15 protein-coding genes and 1 pseudogene are annotated in these 18,438 nt (G+C 48.4%); 15 read left to right on the top strand and 1 reads right to left on the bottom strand.

Annotated elements, in window-relative coordinates; all coding sequences use genetic code 11:
* Positions 1–9: 9 nt before the first annotated feature.
* From DWZ16_RS01210 to DWZ16_RS01230, 5 genes are all read left to right on the top strand, one after another.
* Positions 10–1,287, top strand: coding sequence for a Wadjet anti-phage system protein JetD domain-containing protein (locus DWZ16_RS01210; RefSeq protein WP_118522136.1), 1,278 nt, complete (start codon positions 10–12; stop codon positions 1,285–1,287).
* Between the two features lie 74 nt (positions 1,288–1,361).
* A complete protein-coding gene (locus tag DWZ16_RS01215) occupies positions 1,362–2,066 on the top strand; it encodes a FadR/GntR family transcriptional regulator (RefSeq protein ID WP_118522137.1) in 705 nt (234 codons plus the stop codon).
* A gap of 203 nt (positions 2,067–2,269) precedes the next feature.
* On the top strand, positions 2,270–3,058 hold the full coding sequence (locus tag DWZ16_RS01220) for an electron transfer flavoprotein subunit beta/FixA family protein (protein WP_022359830.1): 789 nt from the start codon (positions 2,270–2,272) through the stop codon (positions 3,056–3,058).
* Positions 3,059–3,069: 11 nt separating this feature from the next.
* Positions 3,070–4,257 carry an electron transfer flavoprotein subunit alpha gene (locus DWZ16_RS01225; protein ID WP_118491963.1) on the top strand — a complete coding sequence of 396 codons (1,188 nt, stop codon included), beginning with the start codon at positions 3,070–3,072 and terminating at the stop codon, positions 4,255–4,257.
* A 28-nt stretch (positions 4,258–4,285) separates the two neighbouring features.
* Entirely contained in the window at positions 4,286–5,692 is a 1,407-nt protein-coding gene (locus DWZ16_RS01230) for an FAD-binding oxidoreductase (RefSeq protein ID WP_107000143.1), read from the top strand.
* Positions 5,693–5,905: 213 nt separating this feature from the next.
* Here the strand turns inward: DWZ16_RS01230 and DWZ16_RS01235 are convergent, their stop codons facing one another.
* Positions 5,906–6,508, bottom strand: a complete 603-nt coding sequence (locus DWZ16_RS01235) for a YcxB family protein (protein WP_182427276.1) — start codon at positions 6,506–6,508, stop codon at positions 5,906–5,908.
* A gap of 497 nt (positions 6,509–7,005) precedes the next feature.
* Between DWZ16_RS01235 and dctP the strand changes: the two are divergent.
* The 10 genes and pseudogenes from dctP (at position 7,006) to pckA (ending at position 18,083) form a co-directional block, all read left to right on the top strand.
* Positions 7,006–8,051: pseudogene (dctP, locus tag DWZ16_RS01240) on the top strand (TRAP transporter substrate-binding protein DctP).
* 397 nt (positions 8,052–8,448) lie between these two features.
* A complete protein-coding gene (locus tag DWZ16_RS01250) occupies positions 8,449–8,949 on the top strand; it encodes a TRAP transporter small permease (RefSeq protein WP_107000140.1) in 501 nt (166 codons plus the stop codon).
* A complete protein-coding gene (locus DWZ16_RS01255) occupies positions 8,949–10,259 on the top strand; it encodes a TRAP transporter large permease (RefSeq protein ID WP_181357154.1) in 1,311 nt (436 codons plus the stop codon). Before DWZ16_RS01250 ends, DWZ16_RS01255 begins: the two co-directional genes overlap by 1 nt.
* A gap of 198 nt (positions 10,260–10,457) precedes the next feature.
* On the top strand, positions 10,458–11,159 hold the full coding sequence (locus DWZ16_RS01260) for an MgtC/SapB family protein (protein ID WP_107000139.1): 702 nt from the start codon (positions 10,458–10,460) through the stop codon (positions 11,157–11,159).
* Between the two features lie 125 nt (positions 11,160–11,284).
* Positions 11,285–12,724, top strand: a complete 1,440-nt coding sequence (locus DWZ16_RS01265) for an NAD(P)/FAD-dependent oxidoreductase (RefSeq protein ID WP_117796434.1) — start codon at positions 11,285–11,287, stop codon at positions 12,722–12,724.
* 2 nt (positions 12,725–12,726) lie between these two features.
* Positions 12,727–13,992 (top strand): NAD(P)/FAD-dependent oxidoreductase, encoded by a 1,266-nt coding sequence (locus DWZ16_RS01270; RefSeq protein ID WP_118522139.1) that lies wholly within the window; start codon positions 12,727–12,729, stop codon positions 13,990–13,992.
* Entirely contained in the window at positions 13,992–14,354 is a 363-nt protein-coding gene (locus DWZ16_RS01275) for a DUF1667 domain-containing protein (RefSeq protein WP_117796435.1), read from the top strand. The genes DWZ16_RS01270 and DWZ16_RS01275 overlap by 1 nt, the downstream gene beginning before the upstream one ends.
* A gap of 361 nt (positions 14,355–14,715) precedes the next feature.
* Complete coding sequence (locus DWZ16_RS01280) at positions 14,716–15,528, top strand: HAD-IIA family hydrolase (RefSeq protein ID WP_117796436.1); 813 nt, start codon at positions 14,716–14,718, stop codon at positions 15,526–15,528.
* 1 nt (position 15,529) lies between these two features.
* Positions 15,530–16,090 (top strand): glycerol-3-phosphate responsive antiterminator, encoded by a 561-nt coding sequence (locus tag DWZ16_RS01285; protein WP_107000135.1) that lies wholly within the window; start codon positions 15,530–15,532, stop codon positions 16,088–16,090.
* Between the two features lie 388 nt (positions 16,091–16,478).
* The gene (pckA, locus tag DWZ16_RS01290) at positions 16,479–18,083 is read left to right on the top strand and encodes a phosphoenolpyruvate carboxykinase (ATP) (protein WP_107000134.1); all 1,605 of its coding nucleotides are present in this window, start codon (positions 16,479–16,481) and stop codon (positions 18,081–18,083) included.
* The last annotated feature ends 355 nt before the right edge of the window (positions 18,084–18,438 follow it).

Here is an 18,438-nt window from a genome sequence, read left to right on the forward strand (position 1 = left end):
GGAGAAAAAATGGCGGATCGGAAAGAGTGGAAAGAACAGCTTTTAAGTAAATTGCTGGATCAATATGAAAAAAGCGTCACCTACGTCGGTGAAAACAAGGTAAAACAAGTGTTTTCGGTCAAACCATCCGATATTTTCAAGGGCTACAACAAAGATTTTCTCCCGCCGGAACAGCTTTTCCAGGAAAAAGAATTTGAACGACTGATCCGTCAGATGGAATCGGAGGGACTTATTCATGTAGTTCCTCCGAATACGGGTATTCTCCGTCAGATCTGTGCTGTCCCGGAACGCTGGGAAGATTACTATGCCTGCCTGAACCGGACAGAAAAGAATATTCTAAAAAAACGGCTGGAAGAGGTTTATCATCGCTTCTGCCAATGCGATTTATTGGAGGCATATGGAAAACAAAAGCTTCAGACACTGAAAAACAGCCGTGCGAGAAAGCTGGATGAAAAGAAGGTAGAAAAAGAGATAACCGAGGCAGAAGCTATCTGGAATCTGGTGCAATTTTTAAAAGAAAATCAGGAAAAGCAGAGAACTACGCTGGAGCGGGAAATGTCAGAGGCAGTTCTGCATGACAGTAAACAGTGGGAAAAGATATACCGGAAAAAGGTGTGTGGAATTTTGGAGCACACGGGGCGGTATGATGAACCGCTTGCGGAGCTGGAAGAAGAACGGGAGCGGCAGACGGCGCTTCTGGAGGAATTTTACATTTATTCCAATCCGGCGTATATCTATCTGAAAGGGGATGCGCGGATCTGCCTTGAAGACGGACGTGAACTTCGGATTTATCACGATCTGCCGATGTCGATCCCGTTTGAGACATTCCAGAAGGCAAAAAGCATCCAGATCCGGGATGCGGCGCTGATGACGGTGGAAAATCTGACCTCGTTTCACCGGCTGGAGCGGGAACATATATTTTATCTGTTTCTGAGCGGTTACCATACCCGCACGAAACAGGCGCTTTTGCAGCGGATCGCCAGAGAAAATCCGGGACTTTCCTGGTATCATTTTGGAGATCTCGATCCAGACGGTCTGGCGATCGCGGGGCATCTGATCCGAAAGACGGGACTGCCGTTTCAGCTGTGCGCGATGGGTGTGCAGGAATTGCAGCGGTTTCAGACATATGCGAAGCCATTGGAAGCACCCGATCGGGCGAAGGCGGAAGCAATGATAAAACAGGGCAGCAGCTATGCGGGAATATTGCGGTATATGCTGGAGCACAACTGTAAATTGGAGCAGGAGATTATAAGCTGGCAGGAGACGAGATTGGAGAGTTTTCTGTAAAAAGAATCTTTTCGGTTCAATCCGGATTTTTATATATGATATGATAAAGACAAAGTGAAAGGAATGCAGCGTCTATGGAAAAACAGGAAAAAGCCTACAAAGGCGTCATCGAATATTTCAAGAACCGCATCATGGCGGGCGAGCTGCGTCCGGGGGAGAAGCTTCCTCCGGAGCGGGAGATTGCGCAGATGCTGGAAGTCAGCCGCAATTCCGTCCGGGAAGCGCTGCGGATCATGGATATGACGGGAGTGATTTCCTCCCAGCAGGGCTCGGGGAATTACATCACTTGTGAATTTCAGAAAAGCATTGCGGAGACGATGGGGATGATGTTTGCTATGTCCCAGATTAATTATCAGCAGATCAGCCAGATCCGCTATGCGCTGGAACAGCAGGCGTTTGCCCTGGCGGTTGAACATGCGTCGGAGAGCCAGATGGACGCGCTGGAAGAACTGGTAAAGCGTCTTGACCGGAGCATGGACGAGCAGGAAAACGCCCGGATTGACAAACAGATCCATTTTACACTGGCGCTGGCGTCGGGAAATGTGCTGCTGCTCAATATTTTAGAGGCGTGTTCCGGCGTGATCGATACCTTCATCCGGAATATGCGCGCGGAAATTCTGCGGACAAAAGAGGCGAAAGAAGCACTGAATCTCTGTCACCGGCAGATTGCGGAAGCGCTGCGGAACAAAGATAATGCAGCGGGGAAGGATGCACTGGACCGGCATTTCCGGATGATAGATGAAATTTTGGAAAAAAATGAAAAAACACATTCTATGTGAAAAGATAAACAATCGTTGACAACCAGAACGCAGCCCACTATACTAACGAATAAAGAAAATTGGTTCTACCAAAATTCTTTTTCTTTTCAATAAATTGGTAGAACCAATATGCGGATTAAAAATTCTTTAAAATTTGTGAGGACCTGAAGAGCATCCATCATTTAAAGATTTTTACAAAGCATCCATATGAAGGAGGAAACAGAATGAAGATTCTTGTCTGTATCAAACAGGTACCGGAAAGCAATAAAGTAGAAGTCGATCCGGTTACCGGCGTGCTGAAACGAGACGGCGCGGCTTCGAAGATGAACCCATACGATCTGTACGCGCTGGAGACGGCGTTCCGGATCCGGGAAGAAGTGGGCGGAAGTGTTCACGTCATTTCCATGGGACCGCCGCAGGCGCAGCAGGTGATCCGCGAGGCATTTGCGATGGGCGCGGACGGCGGAACGCTTTTATCGGATCGCAAATTTGGCGGTGCGGATGTACTGGCGACCAGCTATACACTTGCGCAGGGCATCAAGAGCTGCGGCGATTTTGACCTGATCCTCTGCGGCAAACAGACAACGGACGGCGACACCGCGCAGGTTGGTCCGGAGATCTCCGAGTGGCTGAATATCCCGAGTGTGGCAGATGTTGTCAAGATCAATCAGATTGATGAGGACGGCATCACCGTCAGCATGGATCTGCCGGAAGAGGTCGAGGTGGCGAAAGTGCAGTTTCCGTGTCTCTTAGCCGTTGACAAGGACATTTTTCAGCCAAGACTTCCTTCGTATGTCCGGAAAATGAACACGAAAGACCGTGAAATCCGGATTCTTTCCCTGGCGGATATGGACGATAAAGACGCGATGCACTATGGACTCAATGGTTCCCCGACGCAGGTTCAGCGCATTTTTCCACCGGCTGTCAATGACAAAAAGGAAATGTGGGACGGAAGCGGCGAAGAGCTGGCAGACCGGCTGTATCAGAAGATCGTGGATATGAAATTCGTGTAGGAGGTGGAAGCATGGCTGAGTTAATCATACATCAGGACAAAATCCCGGATAATCAGGAACTTATCAAGCTCTGTCCGTTCGGGGCGATGGAAGAAAAGGACGGAAAGGTGACGATCAGCGCCGCCTGTAAAATGTGCCGTCTCTGCGTGAGAAAAGGTCCGAAGGGCGCGGTTGAATATGTAGAAGACGCGGTAAAACCAAGCGTCGATAAGAGTGCATGGAAGGGCATTGCCGTTTACGTAGATCACGTGGATGGAAAGGTGCATCCGGTTACATTGGAACTTCTTGGAAAAGCGAGAGAACTTTCCAAGGTAACGGGACATCCGGTTTACGCCCTGTTTATGGGAAATGGAATCGAAGCGGCTGCACACGAACTGCTTCATTATAATGTAGATAAAGTATTCGTCTATGATGCACCGGAACTGGCACGTTTCCAGATCGAGCCGTACACGGCTGTTTTTGAAAACTTCATCCAGACAGTAAAACCATCGTCTATTCTCGTCGGTGCGACCACGGTCGGCAGACAGCTGGCGCCGCGTGTGGCTGCCCGTATGAAGACAGGTCTGACCGCGGATTGTACGATCCTGGAAATGGATGAAAATACTGATTTATCCCAGATCCGACCGGCTTTTGGCGGCAATATCATGGCGCACATCAAGACCCCGAACCACCGTCCGCAGATGGCGACCGTGCGCTATAAGATCATGAACGCACCGGAGCGTGCCGAGAAAGAGAGCGGTGAGATTGTGGTCTGTACAATTGAGAAGGAAAAACTGCTTTCCCACGTGAGGGTTCTGGATATCGTAGAAAAGCCGAAGGAAACCTTTATCGAAAATGCTGATGTCCTGGTGGTAGCCGGACGAGGCGTGAAGAAGCCGGAAGATTTGAAAATGCTGGAAAAACTGGCAGATCTGCTGGGAGGTCAGCTTGCCTGCACCCGTCCAATGGTGGAAGCCGGATGGCTGGATGCCAAGTGCCAGATCGGTCTGAGTGGCCGTACGGTCCGCCCAAAACTCATCATCACCTGCGGCGTGTCCGGTGCGGTCCAGTTTACTGCCGGCATGAATCACGCGGAGACGATCGTCGCGATCAATAAAGATCCGAAAGCGCCGATTTTCAAGACGGCACATTACTGCCTGACTGGTGATCTCTATGAGATTCTCCCGAGACTGATTGAGAAGATTGAGATGGGAAGATAAAGATTCACAGGAAGGAGAGCAGGATATCATGGGAAATTACAAGAAAATAGATAAAGATGATATTTTATATATAAAAAACACAATTCAGGATGACGAGCGTGTCCTCGTAGGTGAAAATATCAATGAAGAGTACAGCCACGATGAGCTGAGCGGCACCAGCAGTTATCCGGATGTGGTGGTAAAGGCAAAATCAGCCGAAGAGATCGCGGCGATCATGAAATATGCATACGAAAATACGATTCCGGTGACACCGAGGGGCGCCGGAACGGGTCTGGTTGGTTCTTCGGTTCCGATGGAACATGGCATCATGATCGATACCACCCTGATGAACCAGATTCTCGAATTGGACGAGGAAAACCTGACGGTCACGGTGGAACCGGGCGTCCTTTTGATGGAATTGTCCGCCTATGTAGAAGATCACGATTTCTTCTACCCGCCGGATCCGGGTGAGAAATCAGCGACCATCGGCGGCAACATCAGCACGAATGCGGGCGGTATGCGTGCGGTCAAATACGGTGTGACGAGAGACTATGTCATGGGGCTGGAAGTGGTTCTGCCGGATGGCACGATCACTCAGTTTGGAGGCAAAGTCGTAAAGAATAGTTCAGGCTATGACTTGAAAGATCTGATTATTGGTTCCGAGGGAACTCTTGGCTTTATTACCAAGGCGATCTTAAAGCTTCTGCCGCTTCCGAAGCGTGTCATCAGCCTTCTGATTCCGTTCCCAACACTGAAACAGGCGATCGACACCGTCCCGGTTATCATCAAATCTAAGACGATCCCGACCGCGATCGAGTTCATGCAGCGGGAAGTGATTGAAGACGCCGAGGAGTATTTAGGAAAAGCGTTCCCGGATAAACAGTCGGATGCGTATCTGCTTTTGAAATTTGATGGTAATTCCACCCAGGAGATCGAAGAAGCGTATGACAAGGTGGCCAAACTCTGCCTGGAACAGGGCGCACTGGACGTGCTGATTTCCGATACCCAGGAGCGTGAGGAATCCATCTGGAAAGCCAGAGGCGCTTTCCTGGAGGCAATCAAGGGATCCACGACTTACATGGATGAGGTCGATATGGTTGTTCCGAGAAGTCGCGTCAATGAGATGGTAACGTATCTGCACGATCTCCACAATGAGATTGATATCCGTATCAAGAGCTTCGGTCATGCGGGCGACGGAAATCTGCACGCGTACATCCTGAAAGACGATTTGAGTGATGAAGAGTGGGAAAAACGGATGTCTGCTGCAATGGAGAAGATCTATCAGAAAGCCCATGAACTCGAAGGTCAGGTGTCCGGCGAGCACGGCATCGGATATGCGAAAAAGCCGTATTTAAGAGAATCCCTGCCGGAGAAGAACCTGGATCTGATGAACGGAATCAAGAAAGTGTTTGATCCGAAGAATATTCTGAATCCGCATAAGGTGGCGCAGAGATAGAAGAAAATAACTGCATTGATATTTTTTAGCCACAAGTGTTGCAAAAACGTTTGAGCACCACGCGGTAAGGCTGATTCTAGGAACTGCAGAAGATTTTTGGCAGAAAAACAGAATAGAACAGCAGGTTTTTGAGAAAGCCACGATCTGAATCAAAGAGTTCAAATCGTGGCTTTTTATAGTTGTTGAACTATTTTATAGTTTATATCTATCGACCTATCTTTTCTTCTTCAACGCCTGCATCACCCGAACCAGCGGAATCGTCTTCCTGTAAATCCGTTTCCCACTCTTATTTTCCAAAAATTCCCGAAACGCGCCAATTGCTTTCAAATTCTGGCTCTCATCCGAATTTGAACGGGACCCCGCGCTTGCGTCAATCCCCTTTTTCGGCACCATATACCCGCCGTAGGAATCGCGGAACAGATAGAAATAATCGCGGTCCTCACCCAGCTTTTCAAATTCATTGTAAGCCAGTGTGCTTTCGCGGGTGTTTTTCGGAAGAGAATAGACTTCCAGATGATTTTCACGGAATTCATAGCGGGACGCCGGGAACGGCATGCCGCTTTTTTTGATCTGTTCGGCGAGCTTGTGGGCGGTGTGGTTGGCGGAGCTGTAGGTGCTGGTCGTCAGATAGCAGCCGTAGGCGGCTAAGAGGATGCCCCACCACTCGCTTAGATTGATGATACCTCCGGCGATGAACAGGATGCTTAAAATTGTCCGCGTGATCCGGTTGGAAGCGCAGAAGAGATCGTACTGCATCCGGGACAGGGATTCGAAGGTTTTTTCGTTGTGGTGCATTTCTATCTTATAGTAAATCATGGTAAGCCCTTTCATATAAAAAATCAATCATCACCTATATAAAAACAGTATATAGAAGCATAGAAAATATCTTAAGAAGTAGTATACTGTTTCTTCCCTGTTTCCGCAACTGGATCTGTTAAATCTGTAATGTTGATAAAAAATAAACAAGATTGTTACAAAAATATCACACAAAAATCGACTAAAATCGAGAAAAAATTATATAATTTCGACAAAATAGCTTGCCTAATCGTAAAATAAGTGTTAAAATTAGGTAAAAGATGAATAAAGGACCAAAAGCAGAGACGAAGAGATGCGCCATGGTTAGAAACAGCTGGAAAAGACTGTTTTTTAAAAATGGTGCTATTTTTTTGCCTAAATGCTGAAATGGTAATTTATTTAGAAAGTAGTAGAAACTGTTGATGAACCGGTCAGAAAGATGACTGGGGGAGGTTAAGAAGAAGGAGAGAAAACGTATGAGAAAAGTATTATCAGTAGTACTGGCAGCGACGATGGCGATGAGCCTGGCGGCCTGCGGCGGCAGCGGCGCAAAGACTGACACAAAGACTGACACAAAGGCAGCAGACGCAGGAACGGCAGCAGGTGACGAGGCATCTGCAGATGATTACTACATCACCATCAAGTTTTCCAACGTATTTCAGCCGGCAGAGTGGAACTACAAAGCCAGCGAATATCTGGCAGACCTGGTAAAAGAGAAGACCGATGGTCATATCACTCTGGAGTATTACGGACAGAACCAGCTTGACTGCTACGCGGAGTCTGTAGCACAGGCACACAACGGCGCTGTCTGGATGGGTCTGGAGGAGCCGTCCTACTTTGCTGATTACATCGGCGATTACAACGTATTAGTTGGACCGATGCTTTACAAGAACAATGCAGAGTACAATGCAGTGATGGATTCTGATATTGTAAAAGATCTGAATGCAAAACTGGCAAGCGAGCACAACATCCACGTTCTGGATACACATTATTCGTTCGGATTCAGAAGCGTATGTACGAACAAGGTAGTTGAGAAACCGGCTGACTTAAATGGTCTGATCATGCGTTCGACCGAGTCTCCGCTGTTTGTTAAGACGATTACCTGTCTGGGTGCTACCCCGTCTGCAATGAGCTTTACGGAGTGCTTATCTGCTATGTCCAGTGGTGTTGTTGATGGTTTCGAGGTTCCATCTCCACCCTGAAGGATACAGGTGCTTATGAGTACACCAAGAAAGTTGCAAACACGAACCACTTCATCGCAACCCGTTGGTTATTCATGGCTGAGGACGTATATCAGTCCATCCCGGAAAAATGGAGAAACATCCTGGATGAGTGCTGTGTAGAAGCTGGTAAGTGGGAGCAGGAAAATGCTGAGAACGACGAAGCTTCCATGATCGAGTTCCTGAAAGACAAAGGCGTTGAGTGGAACGATGTAGATATTGACGCATTCACAGAGGCTTGTGCTCCGGTTTATGACTGGATCGTAGACGAGTACGGCGCAGATCCGGAACTTCATCAGAAACTGGTTGATTTCCTGAATGACTACCGTGCAAAGAACGAATAATGTAGATTGTTCCGAACAAATACAGTATTTTAAAGCAATTATGAAATGGTAAAACGTAACGGTTATCAGAACCGCTGCGGAGAAGAAAGTATATCTGCCCGGGCTGTCAGAACAAAGAAGATTGTCTGAGGTCCGGGCAGACTTCCGACAAACGTATAGTGCCGGAAATATGAAACTGCTGGTAACTGTTCAGTAGGTCTGCGCATTTACTGCGCTGACCGTACGAAAACATGGGCCAGCAGGCAAAAATCCCATTGCCGTAGGCAATTTTTAATGGATTTTTGCGCGTGACTGTGAAGGTACTGAACAGTTACAACTGCTGGAAAGATGGCTGTATGACAGAACAGTCGTCGGTTATGCAAAACTGACTGCCATTATGAATGCATGAGGATAGACTATGGAAAAGAAAAAAATCACACTGGGGTCGGTGCTGGTAAACCTGGATGCAATTATTACCTGCGTGACACTGACACTCTGTACAATCGTTGTAAACGCAAACGTCCTTATGCGCTATTTCCTGAAAAGACCGTTGTATTGGTCGGAAGAGGTCGCTACGGGGCTCTTCGTCTGGACCGTCTTTATTGGAAGCGCATATGCGTACCGTAAGCACGCACATCTGGGCGTAGACATCCTGATCAACATTCTTCCGGAGAAGATAAGAAAAGTTGTTAAGGTTATTATGGATCTTCTGGAGCTTGTTACTCTGATTATGCTGACCAGAACAAGCGTCCAGTATGTGATGAACACGATGGATAAGCTGACGAATACGCTGCGTGTTCCGAGCTGGTATATTTCCGGCGCGGTTCCGATCGGATTTGGGCTTTCACTGATTTTCTGTATTTACTTTTTGGTTAAGGATATTATCAAGGTATTTAAAGGGAAAGGGGGAAATAACTGATGGGACTCGAATTAATTGAACTCGTTCCGATTTTTATGGTATTTATTCTCTATTTCCTGGGAATGCCGATTGTATATGCACTGTTTGGTTCAACCTTCTTTTATTTTACATTTATTGATACAACCAGTAAAAACTGGCTGATCTTACAGAAGGTTATGACCTCTACACAGTCGTTCTCGATGTTAGCGATTCCATTTTTCGTTATGGCTGGTTCCGTCATGAACTACGGCGGCATCAGTGACAAGATGATGGATTTCGCGGAAGTGCTGACCGGTCATATGAAAGGCGGTCTGGCACAGGTAAACGTAGTACTTAGTATGCTGATGGGCGGATGCTCCGGTTCGGCCAACGCAGATTGTGCGATGCAGTCCAAGATGCTGGTTCCGGAGATGGAGAAGAGAGGTTACTCCAAGGCGTTCTCCGCAGCGATCACAGCGGCTTCCTCGGCTGCTACACCGGTTATTCCGCCGGGAGTAAACCTGATCGTTTTTACACTGATTGCACAGATTTCCCTGGGTCGTACGTTTGCGGCTGGTTATATTCCGGGTATTCTGATGGCAATCTCGATGATGATCGTTGTTTCGATTATTGCACATAAGAGAAACTACCCGACCACCCGTGAAAAATTCCCGTCTCTGAAAGAGATCGTGAAACAGGGTATTACCTCTTTCTGGGGTCTGTTCTTCCCATTTGGTATCATCCTGGGAATGCGTTTTGGCATGTTTACCCCGTCTGAGGGCGGTGCGGTAGCCGTTCTTTACTGTATTATTATCGGACGTTTCGTTTACAAGAAACTATCCCTGAAAGAGCATCTGGTTCCGATCCTGCTTGACAGTATCGCCGGTACTTCCAGCGTTGTCCTGATCATGGTTGCAGCGAATGTATTCGGTTACTACATGACCTGGATTAACCTGCCGAGAGTCGTGGCAACTGGTATGTTAAGCCTGACAACCAACAAGTGGCTGTTCCTTATGGCATGCAACGTAATTCTTCTGATTATGGGTATGTTCCTGGAAGGCGGCGCGGCGCTGATGATTATTACACCTCTGCTGCTTCCGGTTGCAAGACAGCTTGGAATCAATGATTACCACTTTGGACTGGTAGCGATCGTTAACATCATGATCGGTGGTATTACACCTCCGTTCGGTTCGATGATGTTCACGACCTGTGGTATCACGGGATGTCCGATCAGTGAGTTCCTGAAGGAAGTATGGCCATTTATCGTGTCCCTTCTGGTTGTTCTTCTGCTTCTGACCTTCTGCCCGTTCTTAATTACATGTGTACCGGATCTTCTGTACGGCGCAGCATAGAAACAGATTGACAAAACGTTAATAAATTGGATATAATAAAGCCTGTGAGATTAAGAGCAGAAAGGCAAACGTAGAAATACGGATGCTTTCTGCTCTTTTTTGTTCCATAAAAGATACCGGTATCGGTCATGGAAGAGTCTTGTGGAGCGAAAAAGAGCTGTGTTCTAGAAGCTTTACGGGCTTGCAGAGGGAGAAAAAATGGCAGTTTGGAAATGGATTGTGGAGACGGCGGCGACCTGGACAGCGGTCGGCATCTGGATTCGCCTGCTGTTTTCGCTGGCGGTGGGAATGTTCATTGGAATTGACCGTGGCCTGAAACGGCGCGGTGCGGGCATCAAGACGCATGTGCTGGTCTGCCTGGGTTCAGCGCTTGTCATGTTGACGAGTGAATATATGTTCCGGACATTTCCATCTGCAAAAGCGGACATGGCGCGGATGGGCGCGCAGGTTATCAGCGGTGTCGGATTTTTAGGGGTTGGCACGATCATGGTAACCGGGCGTAATCAGGTGCGTGGATTGACTACAGCGGCGTGTCTCTGGGTCTGCGCCTGTGAAGGACTGGCAGCCGGTATCGGATTTGTGGACGGTGCGGTTTACGGTCTGATTCTGATTGCGGTTACCTTGAAGCTCCTGACACGTGTGGATACAATGATTCATGAGCATGCAAAGGTGTTCGATTTCTATCTGGAATTTACCAGCAGCCGGTGTGTTGGGGCGTTCATGGATACCATGCGTTCTAAGAATGTGAAAATCGTGTCTTTTGATATTGCCAAGAATAAGTTAAAGGGCGAGGGTCCCTCCGCGACGATGTCGGTGGAAGTGCAGGACAAGTCGCTTCGAAAAACACTTCTGAGCGATATTCAGGCGATGGAGGAGATCCGGTTTGCAGAGGAGCTGTAGCAGCTAAAGGGTTCAGATGGGCTTACGCACGAAATGCAGCAGAAATAGGATGAATTGTCTAAACAAACAGGATAGTTGAAACGAGAGCAAGAAAACATTTAGTATAAATAATGGAGGATCACAGTATGAACGGAAATACATACGACGTAGTGATTATCGGAGGTGGCGTCATCGGCAGCAGCATCGCCAGAGCGCTTTCGAAATATGAGTGCCGCACCGTGCTTCTGGAAAAAGAAGAGGATGTCTGCTCCGGCACATCGAAGGCAAACAGTGCTATCGTCCATGCGGGCTATGACGCAAAGACAGGTTCTTTAAAAGCAAAGCTCAATGTAAAAGGCAACGCCATGATGGGAGATTTATCCAAAGAACTCGATTTTGATTTCAAGCGGAATTCCTCCCTGGTACTCTGCTTCGCGCAGGAGGACCTCCCGGCGCTGCAGGCACTCTATGAGAGAGGCGTGGCAAACGGTGTGCCGGATATTTCCATTCTGACCGGCGATGAGGTCCGCAAGATGGAGCCGAACGTCAGCGGGGAGGTTGTGGCAGCGCTCTATGCACCGACTGGCGGCATCGTATGTCCATTTGGTCTGACGATCGCGCTGGCAGAGAATGCCTGTGATAACGGCGTTGAATTTGTATTCAACACAAAAGCAGAAAAAGTTGAAAAAACGACAGAAGGATACCGTGTGATAACCAACAACGGTGTCTTCGAGACAAAATATGTCGTGAACGCAGCCGGCGTGTATTCTGACGAGATCCACAACATGGTTTCGGAAAAGAAGCTTCACATTGTGCCGCGCCGCGGCGAGTACTGCCTGCTCGATAAAGAGGCAGGCAACCACGTATCAGCGACTGTCTTCCAGCTTCCGGGCAAGTATGGCAAGGGAATCCTCGTCAGCCCGACGATTCACGGAAATCTCTTAGTCGGACCGACCGCGGTGGATCAGGAAGATAAGGACGGAACCTACACGACCGCCGAGGGACTGGCAGAGGCATGTGAGAAGGCAGCCAAGAGTGTCAACAACATTCCGTTCCGTCAGGTCATCACTTCCTTCTCCGGCCTGCGTGCCCATGAGGACGGCGATGATTTCATCATCGGTGAGGCGGAGGACGCACCGGGCTTCTTTGATGCAGCCGGAATCGAGTCTCCGGGACTTTCCTGCGCACCGGCGATCGGTGAATATCTGGCTGGGATGATCGAGGAAAAAGCTGGATTTGGCAAGAATCCGAATTTCAATCCGATCCGCAAGGGCATCGTGAAAGCAGCACGTTTAAATACGGAAGAACGCGCAGAACTGATCCGCAAGAACCCGGCATACGGCGCAATCGTCTGCCGCTGCGAGACAATCAGCGAGGGGGAGATCGTGGATGCGATCACCCGTACACTCGGCGCACGCTCGATGGATGGCATCAAACGGCGCGTCCGTCAGGGTATGGGACGGTGTCAGGCAGGCTTCTGCACTCCGAGAGCGATGGAAATTCTCTCCCGTGAGACGGGAATCCCGATCACAGAGATCTGCAAAAACCGCAAAGGTTCCGAAATGATAAAAGGTGAGGAGGCATAACCATGATTCAGCGTGACATTGTAATTATCGGCGGAGGTCCGGCTGGACTGGCAGCGGCAGCAGCGGCAAAGAAAAGCGGCGCAGAGGATATTCTGATTCTGGAGCGCGACAGCGTGCTGGGCGGTATCTTAAATCAGTGTATCCACAATGGTTTTGGTCTTCATACCTTTAAAGAAGAACTGACCGGACCGGAGTATGCGGCACGTTATGAGGAAGAAGTGAAAAAGCTGGAAATTCCGTACCGCTTAAACAGCATGGTACTGGATATCAATAAAGACAAAGAGATCACAGTCGTAAGCCGCAGCGAGGGACTGGAGCTCATCAAGGCAAAAGCGATTATCCTGGCGATGGGATGCCGCGAACGTCCGAGAGGCGCCCTGAACATTCCGGGGTATCGTCCGGCAGGTATCTACACTGCTGGTACGGCACAGCGTCTCATGAACATCGAGGGACATATGGTCGGTAAAGAGGTTGTCATCCTCGGTTCCGGCGATATCGGACTGATCATGGCGAGACGTATGACACTGGAGGGCGCAAAGGTTAAGGTTGTAGCGGAGCTGATGCCGTATTCGGGCGGTCTGAAGAGAAATATCGTACAGTGCTTAAATGACTTTGATATTCCGTTGAAGTTAAGCCATACGGTTGTGAATATCGAGGGAAAAGAGCGCGTGAAAGGCATTACGCTGGCACAGGTCGGACCGGACCGCAAACCGATTCCGGGTACCGAAGAGCACTATGACTGTGATACGCTTCTGTTATCCTGTGGTCTGATTCCGGAGAATGAGCTGACGAGAAATATGGGCGTGGCGATGAACCCGGTTACCTCCGGCCCAATGGTCAATGACCGTCTGGAAACAGGCATCGAGGGTGTATTTGCCTGCGGCAACGTGCTTCATGTACATGATCTGGTTGACTATGTATCCGAGGAGGCAGCGCTGGCAGGACAGAACGCAGCGAAATATGTGAAATCCGGCGAGACGAAGAAAGGTCACAGCGTGACACTCAAGGCAGAAAATGGCGTCCGCTACACGGTACCGCAGTCGATCGATACCGAGGCGATGGCAGACAAGCTGACGGTTCGTTTCCGTGTGGCAGATGTTTATAAAAACCGCAGCATTTCCGTTTATTTTGACGGAGAGCGTGTGAGCAGCCGCAAAAAACGCGTGCTGGCACCGGGTGAGATGGAGCAGGTAATCCTGACGAAGGAAAGTCTGGAGAAATATCCGGATCTGAAAGAAATAACCATTTGCACGGAGGTGGATGAGTGATGGAAGTAAGAGAACTGACCTGTATCGGATGTCCGCTGGGCTGTCAGCTCACTGTGACGATGGGAAATGACGAGATCAAGGTAGAAGGAAATACATGCCCGCGCGGCGAGGCGTATGCAAAGAAAGAGGTAACCAATCCGACGAGAATCGTTACCTCAACGGTACGCGTCGAGGGCGGCACGATCGAGAGAACAGCGGTCAAGACGGCTTCGGATATCCCGAAGGGCAAAATCTTTGATTGCATGAAGGAGATCCGCGCCGTGAAGGTGGCTGCTCCGGTGCATATCGGGGATGTGATCATTGATGACTGCGCTGGAACTGGGATTGCAGTTGTGGCGAGCAAGAATGTAGAGCGGGCGTAAGGAATCGTGAAGTAACTGTTCACAGGTAGGAATTTTCTGAACTGAAAATTCCGTACGATACAGTTTTGGCAGCAGATTTTGCCGATTTGGAATGCGCAGCATCGGCAAAATCCCGTTGCTGGGCACACGTGTGTGAACAGTAACACCGTGAAGGCGACACCGACAGCCCCGACATAGAGTACATGATGAGAGATGGGAGGTTGTACAGACTCATAGAAAAAGTTTGTGCAGCTTCCCATTTTTGAAATTGAAATATATGAAAAACCTGCTTGCATATTTGGGCAGGATTGGATAAAGTTGTTTTGAAGAAAATCTTTTTTACAGGTACATATTTACAGAGATAAATTACAAGGAGAGAGGCATGGAAAAACGTGAAATTTTAAAGGAGACAGAACTGTTTGTCCTCGATATGGACGGGACGTTTTATCTGGATACGGATGTGCTCGACGGGGCGTTGGATTTCCTGGAGGAAGTGAAGAAAGCAGGGAAGAGATATGTATTTTTTACGAATAATTCGTCGAAATCTCCGAAAACATATATTGACAAACTGGCAAAAATGGGGTGTTATATTAAAAGGAATCAGATCATTACATCCGGGGATGTGATGATTCAGTATCTGAAAGAGTATTATCCTGAAAAGAAAGTCTATCTGGTGGGAACGCCGGATCTGGAGGAGAATTTCCGTGAAAATGGCATTCTTCTGACAGGGGAGATGCCGGATGTGGTCGTGATTGGCTTTGATATGACATTGACCTATGAGAAGCTGGAGCGTGCCTGCACGTATATCCGCAACGGCGCTGTGTTCCTGGCAACGCATCTGGATATCAACTGCCCGACGAAGGATGGTTTTATCCCGGACTGCGGCGCAATGTGCGCGGCAATCTCCTTATCGACCGGAAAGGAGCCGAAGTATGTCGGAAAACCATTCAAGGAGACCGTGGATATGGTTCTGGAGATGACCGGGGCAAAGCGCGAGGCAATGTCGTTTGTCGGCGACCGGATCTACACGGATGTGAAAACCGGCGTGGTAAATGGGGCACACGGAATCCTGGTGCTGACCGGCGAGACGAAGCTGGAGGATGTACCGAAGGCGGATGTCGTGCCGGATGCGATTTTCACAGGGCTGAAAGAGATGGGAGAAATACTCAAGACTATGAGAGAAGAGGAAGCATAGAATGACAATGCTTGAATTACTGGAGGAATCTCCGATAATCGCAGCGATTAAGAGCTGGGAAGGGCTGGAAAAAAGTCTTAAATCTGAATGTAAGGTAGTATTTGTGCTGTTTGGCACGATCTGTGATATTGATCAGATTGTAGCGCGCATCAAGGACGCCGGGAAGGTGGCGATCGTCCACGTGGATATGATCCAGGGACTGAGCACCAAGAGGGTGGCGGTCGATTTTATCGCCCACAATACGCGGGCGGACGGTATTATCAGCACAAAAAATACACTGGTGGAGCGCGCGAAGGAGATGGGACTTTATGCGATCCAGAGAACCTTTGTTGTGGATTCGATCGCACTCGATACATTGAAAAAACAGATCGAAATGTTCCGACCGGATGCAGTCGAGATCATGCCGGGGGTGATGCCGAAGATTCTTAAGATCATGCGCGAGTACACCGATATTCCGCTGATCGCCGGGGGACTGCTGTCTGACAAAAAAGATGTGATGGCGGCCTTTGAGGCGGGTACGGATGCCATTTCAGCGACGAATGAAGCGGTGTGGTACGTGTGATTTTAAAACTTAAACGATTTAGACGCTGTGAGTGACAGATATATTTGAAATAATGAAATTGATAAAAAAATATCAATCATTTCGCGATTTCGCTTGATTTTTTACCATGAATGCATTAGAATGATGAAGTAATCTCTTTTGGTAAAAATAGATAAAGAGAAGAAAAGGCGAGTTTTCGCATTGTACAAAATATAAGAACCGTGAAAAGGTAAAGCGGTTGCAAACTATACACATGTACAGTGGGGGACACTGAAATCCCCGGTTCGGTGAGAAATGTCAGACAAAATTTAAGTCGAACGTCCGTGAGACTTGGCGCATGATTCTGGTCAGCGAAGCTGACAATTTCACACAGACGGGAGCCGCCGGATAACAGGAAAGGGGTATTAAGATGGCTAAGATCGATTTAAGCAAGTACGGAATCACAGGAACAACGGAGATTGTTTACAACCCTTCTTATGAGATGCTGTTTGAAGAAGAAACCAAACCGGAGCTGGAGGGCTATGAAAAAGGTCAGGTCAGCGAGCTTGGTGCAGTAAACGTTATGACAGGTATTTATACCGGACGTTCCCCGAAAGACAAATTCATCGTTATGGATGAGAACTCTAAGGACACAGTATGGTGGACTTCAGACGAGTATAAGAACGACAACCATGTAGCATCCAAAGAGACCTGGAGCGCAGTAAAGGATATCGCTTTAAAAGAGCTCTCCAACAAGAGACTGTTTGTAGTAGATGCTTTCTGCGGCGCAAATAAAGACACCCGTATGGCGATCCGTTTTATTGTGGAGGTTGCTTGGCAGGCTCATTTCGTAAAGAATATGTTCATCGTTCCGACCGACGAAGAACTGGCTGATTTCGAACCGGACTTCGTAGTATACAATGCTTCCAAGGCTAAAGTTGAGAACTACAAAGAGCTTGGATTAAACTCTGAGACAGCTGTTGTCTTCAATATCACAAGCCGCGAGCAGGTTATCATCAACACCTGGTACGGTGGAGAGATGAAGAAAGGTATGTTCTCCATGATGAACTACTACCTTCCGTTAAAGGGCATCGCTGCTATGCACTGCTCCGCTAACACCGACTTAAATGGCGAGAACACCGCTATCTTCTTCGGACTTTCCGGAACTGGCAAGACTACCCTTTCTACCGACCCGAAACGTCTTCTCATCGGTGATGACGAGCACGGCTGGGATGACAACGGTGTATTCAACTTCGAGGGCGGCTGCTATGCGAAGGTTATCAACCTGGATAAAGAGTCTGAGCCGGATATCTACAACGCTATCAGACGTGATGCGCTGCTTGAGAACGTTACCCTGGATGAGAACGGCAAGATCGATTTCGCTGATAAGAGCGTAACCGAGAACACCCGTGTATCCTACCCGATCGATCATATTCAGAATATTGTACGTCCGGTATCCTCTGCACCGGCAGCTAAGAACGTTATCTTCCTGTCTGCAGACGCATTCGGAGTACTTCCGCCGGTATCTATCCTGACACCGGAGCAGACACAGTACTACTTCTTATCCGGATTTACAGCAAAACTGGCTGGTACCGAGCGCGGCATCACCGAGCCGACCCCGACCTTCTCTGCTTGCTTCGGACAGGCTTTCCTGGAGCTGCATCCGACCAAATATGCAGAAGAACTGGTTAAGAGAATGGAGAAGAGCGGAGCAAAAGCTTACCTCGTAAATACAGGCTGGAACGGAACCGGCAAACGTATCTCCATCAAAGATACCCGTGGTATCATCGATGCTATCTTAAACGGAGATATCCAGAAGGCTCCGACCAAGAAGATCCCGTACTTCAACTTCGAAGTACCGACCGAGCTTCCGGGCGTAGATCCGGCTATCCTGGATACCCGTGATACCTATGCAAACGAGGCTGAGTGGGAAGAGAAAGCAAAAGACCTGGCAAGCCGCTTCATCAAGAACTTCGCTAAATACGAAGGCAACGAAGCTGGCAAGGCTCTGGTAAAGGCTGGTCCGCAGTTATAATGCCAGAAATAAATGGTAAATAAATCCAAGAGGTAAACTTGGTGAGATAGAAAACCTCCGGTTTGTTTGGATGAGAAATGTGATTCTCATTCGAATGAACCGGAGGTTTTTTTGTTTCATAGGAAATTACATCCTATGAAACAAAAACGCTCCGCGAGGATGCACACTCGCGCGAAGCAGAAACATGTCGCAAGCGACCGCGCGAGACGCCCGGATGTGCCAAGGCACATTTTTTATTGCTGCTGCAAAACACATGTTTGGATTTGAGTATTTCGTGAAGCTGATGGTTATGCTATAATAGAAGCACTTAGTGAGTTTTTAACTGGATTTTCATGTGTACGCTCGGAATCTTTCT

Origin of the sequence: Clostridium sp. AF29-8BH (assembly GCF_003478145.1) — a bacterium.
In the GTDB taxonomy this organism is placed as follows: Bacteria; Bacillota; Clostridia; order Lachnospirales; family Lachnospiraceae; genus Otoolea; species Otoolea fessa.

Bases quoted from the DNA above. Each gene is read 5' to 3' on its own strand.
- DWZ16_RS01210 (WP_118522136.1), top strand. From the start codon at position 10: ATGGCGGATCGGAAAGAGTGGAAAGAACAGCTTTTAAGTAAATTGCTG.
- DWZ16_RS01215 (WP_118522137.1), top strand. From the start codon at position 1,362: ATGGAAAAACAGGAAAAAGCCTACAAAGGCGTCATCGAATATTTCAAG.
- DWZ16_RS01220 (WP_022359830.1), top strand. From the start codon at position 2,270: ATGAAGATTCTTGTCTGTATCAAACAGGTACCGGAAAGCAATAAAGTA.
- DWZ16_RS01225 (WP_118491963.1), top strand. From the start codon at position 3,070: ATGGCTGAGTTAATCATACATCAGGACAAAATCCCGGATAATCAGGAA.
- DWZ16_RS01230 (WP_107000143.1), top strand. From the start codon at position 4,286: ATGGGAAATTACAAGAAAATAGATAAAGATGATATTTTATATATAAAA.
- DWZ16_RS01235 (WP_182427276.1), bottom strand. From the start codon at position 6,508: ATGATTTACTATAAGATAGAAATGCACCACAACGAAAAAACCTTCGAA.
- DWZ16_RS01250 (WP_107000140.1), top strand. From the start codon at position 8,449: ATGGAAAAGAAAAAAATCACACTGGGGTCGGTGCTGGTAAACCTGGAT.
- DWZ16_RS01255 (WP_181357154.1), top strand. From the start codon at position 8,949: ATGGGACTCGAATTAATTGAACTCGTTCCGATTTTTATGGTATTTATT.
- DWZ16_RS01260 (WP_107000139.1), top strand. From the start codon at position 10,458: ATGGCAGTTTGGAAATGGATTGTGGAGACGGCGGCGACCTGGACAGCG.
- DWZ16_RS01265 (WP_117796434.1), top strand. From the start codon at position 11,285: ATGAACGGAAATACATACGACGTAGTGATTATCGGAGGTGGCGTCATC.
- DWZ16_RS01270 (WP_118522139.1), top strand. From the start codon at position 12,727: ATGATTCAGCGTGACATTGTAATTATCGGCGGAGGTCCGGCTGGACTG.
- DWZ16_RS01275 (WP_117796435.1), top strand. From the start codon at position 13,992: ATGGAAGTAAGAGAACTGACCTGTATCGGATGTCCGCTGGGCTGTCAG.
- DWZ16_RS01280 (WP_117796436.1), top strand. From the start codon at position 14,716: ATGGAAAAACGTGAAATTTTAAAGGAGACAGAACTGTTTGTCCTCGAT.
- DWZ16_RS01285 (WP_107000135.1), top strand. From the start codon at position 15,530: ATGACAATGCTTGAATTACTGGAGGAATCTCCGATAATCGCAGCGATT.
- pckA (WP_107000134.1), top strand. From the start codon at position 16,479: ATGGCTAAGATCGATTTAAGCAAGTACGGAATCACAGGAACAACGGAG.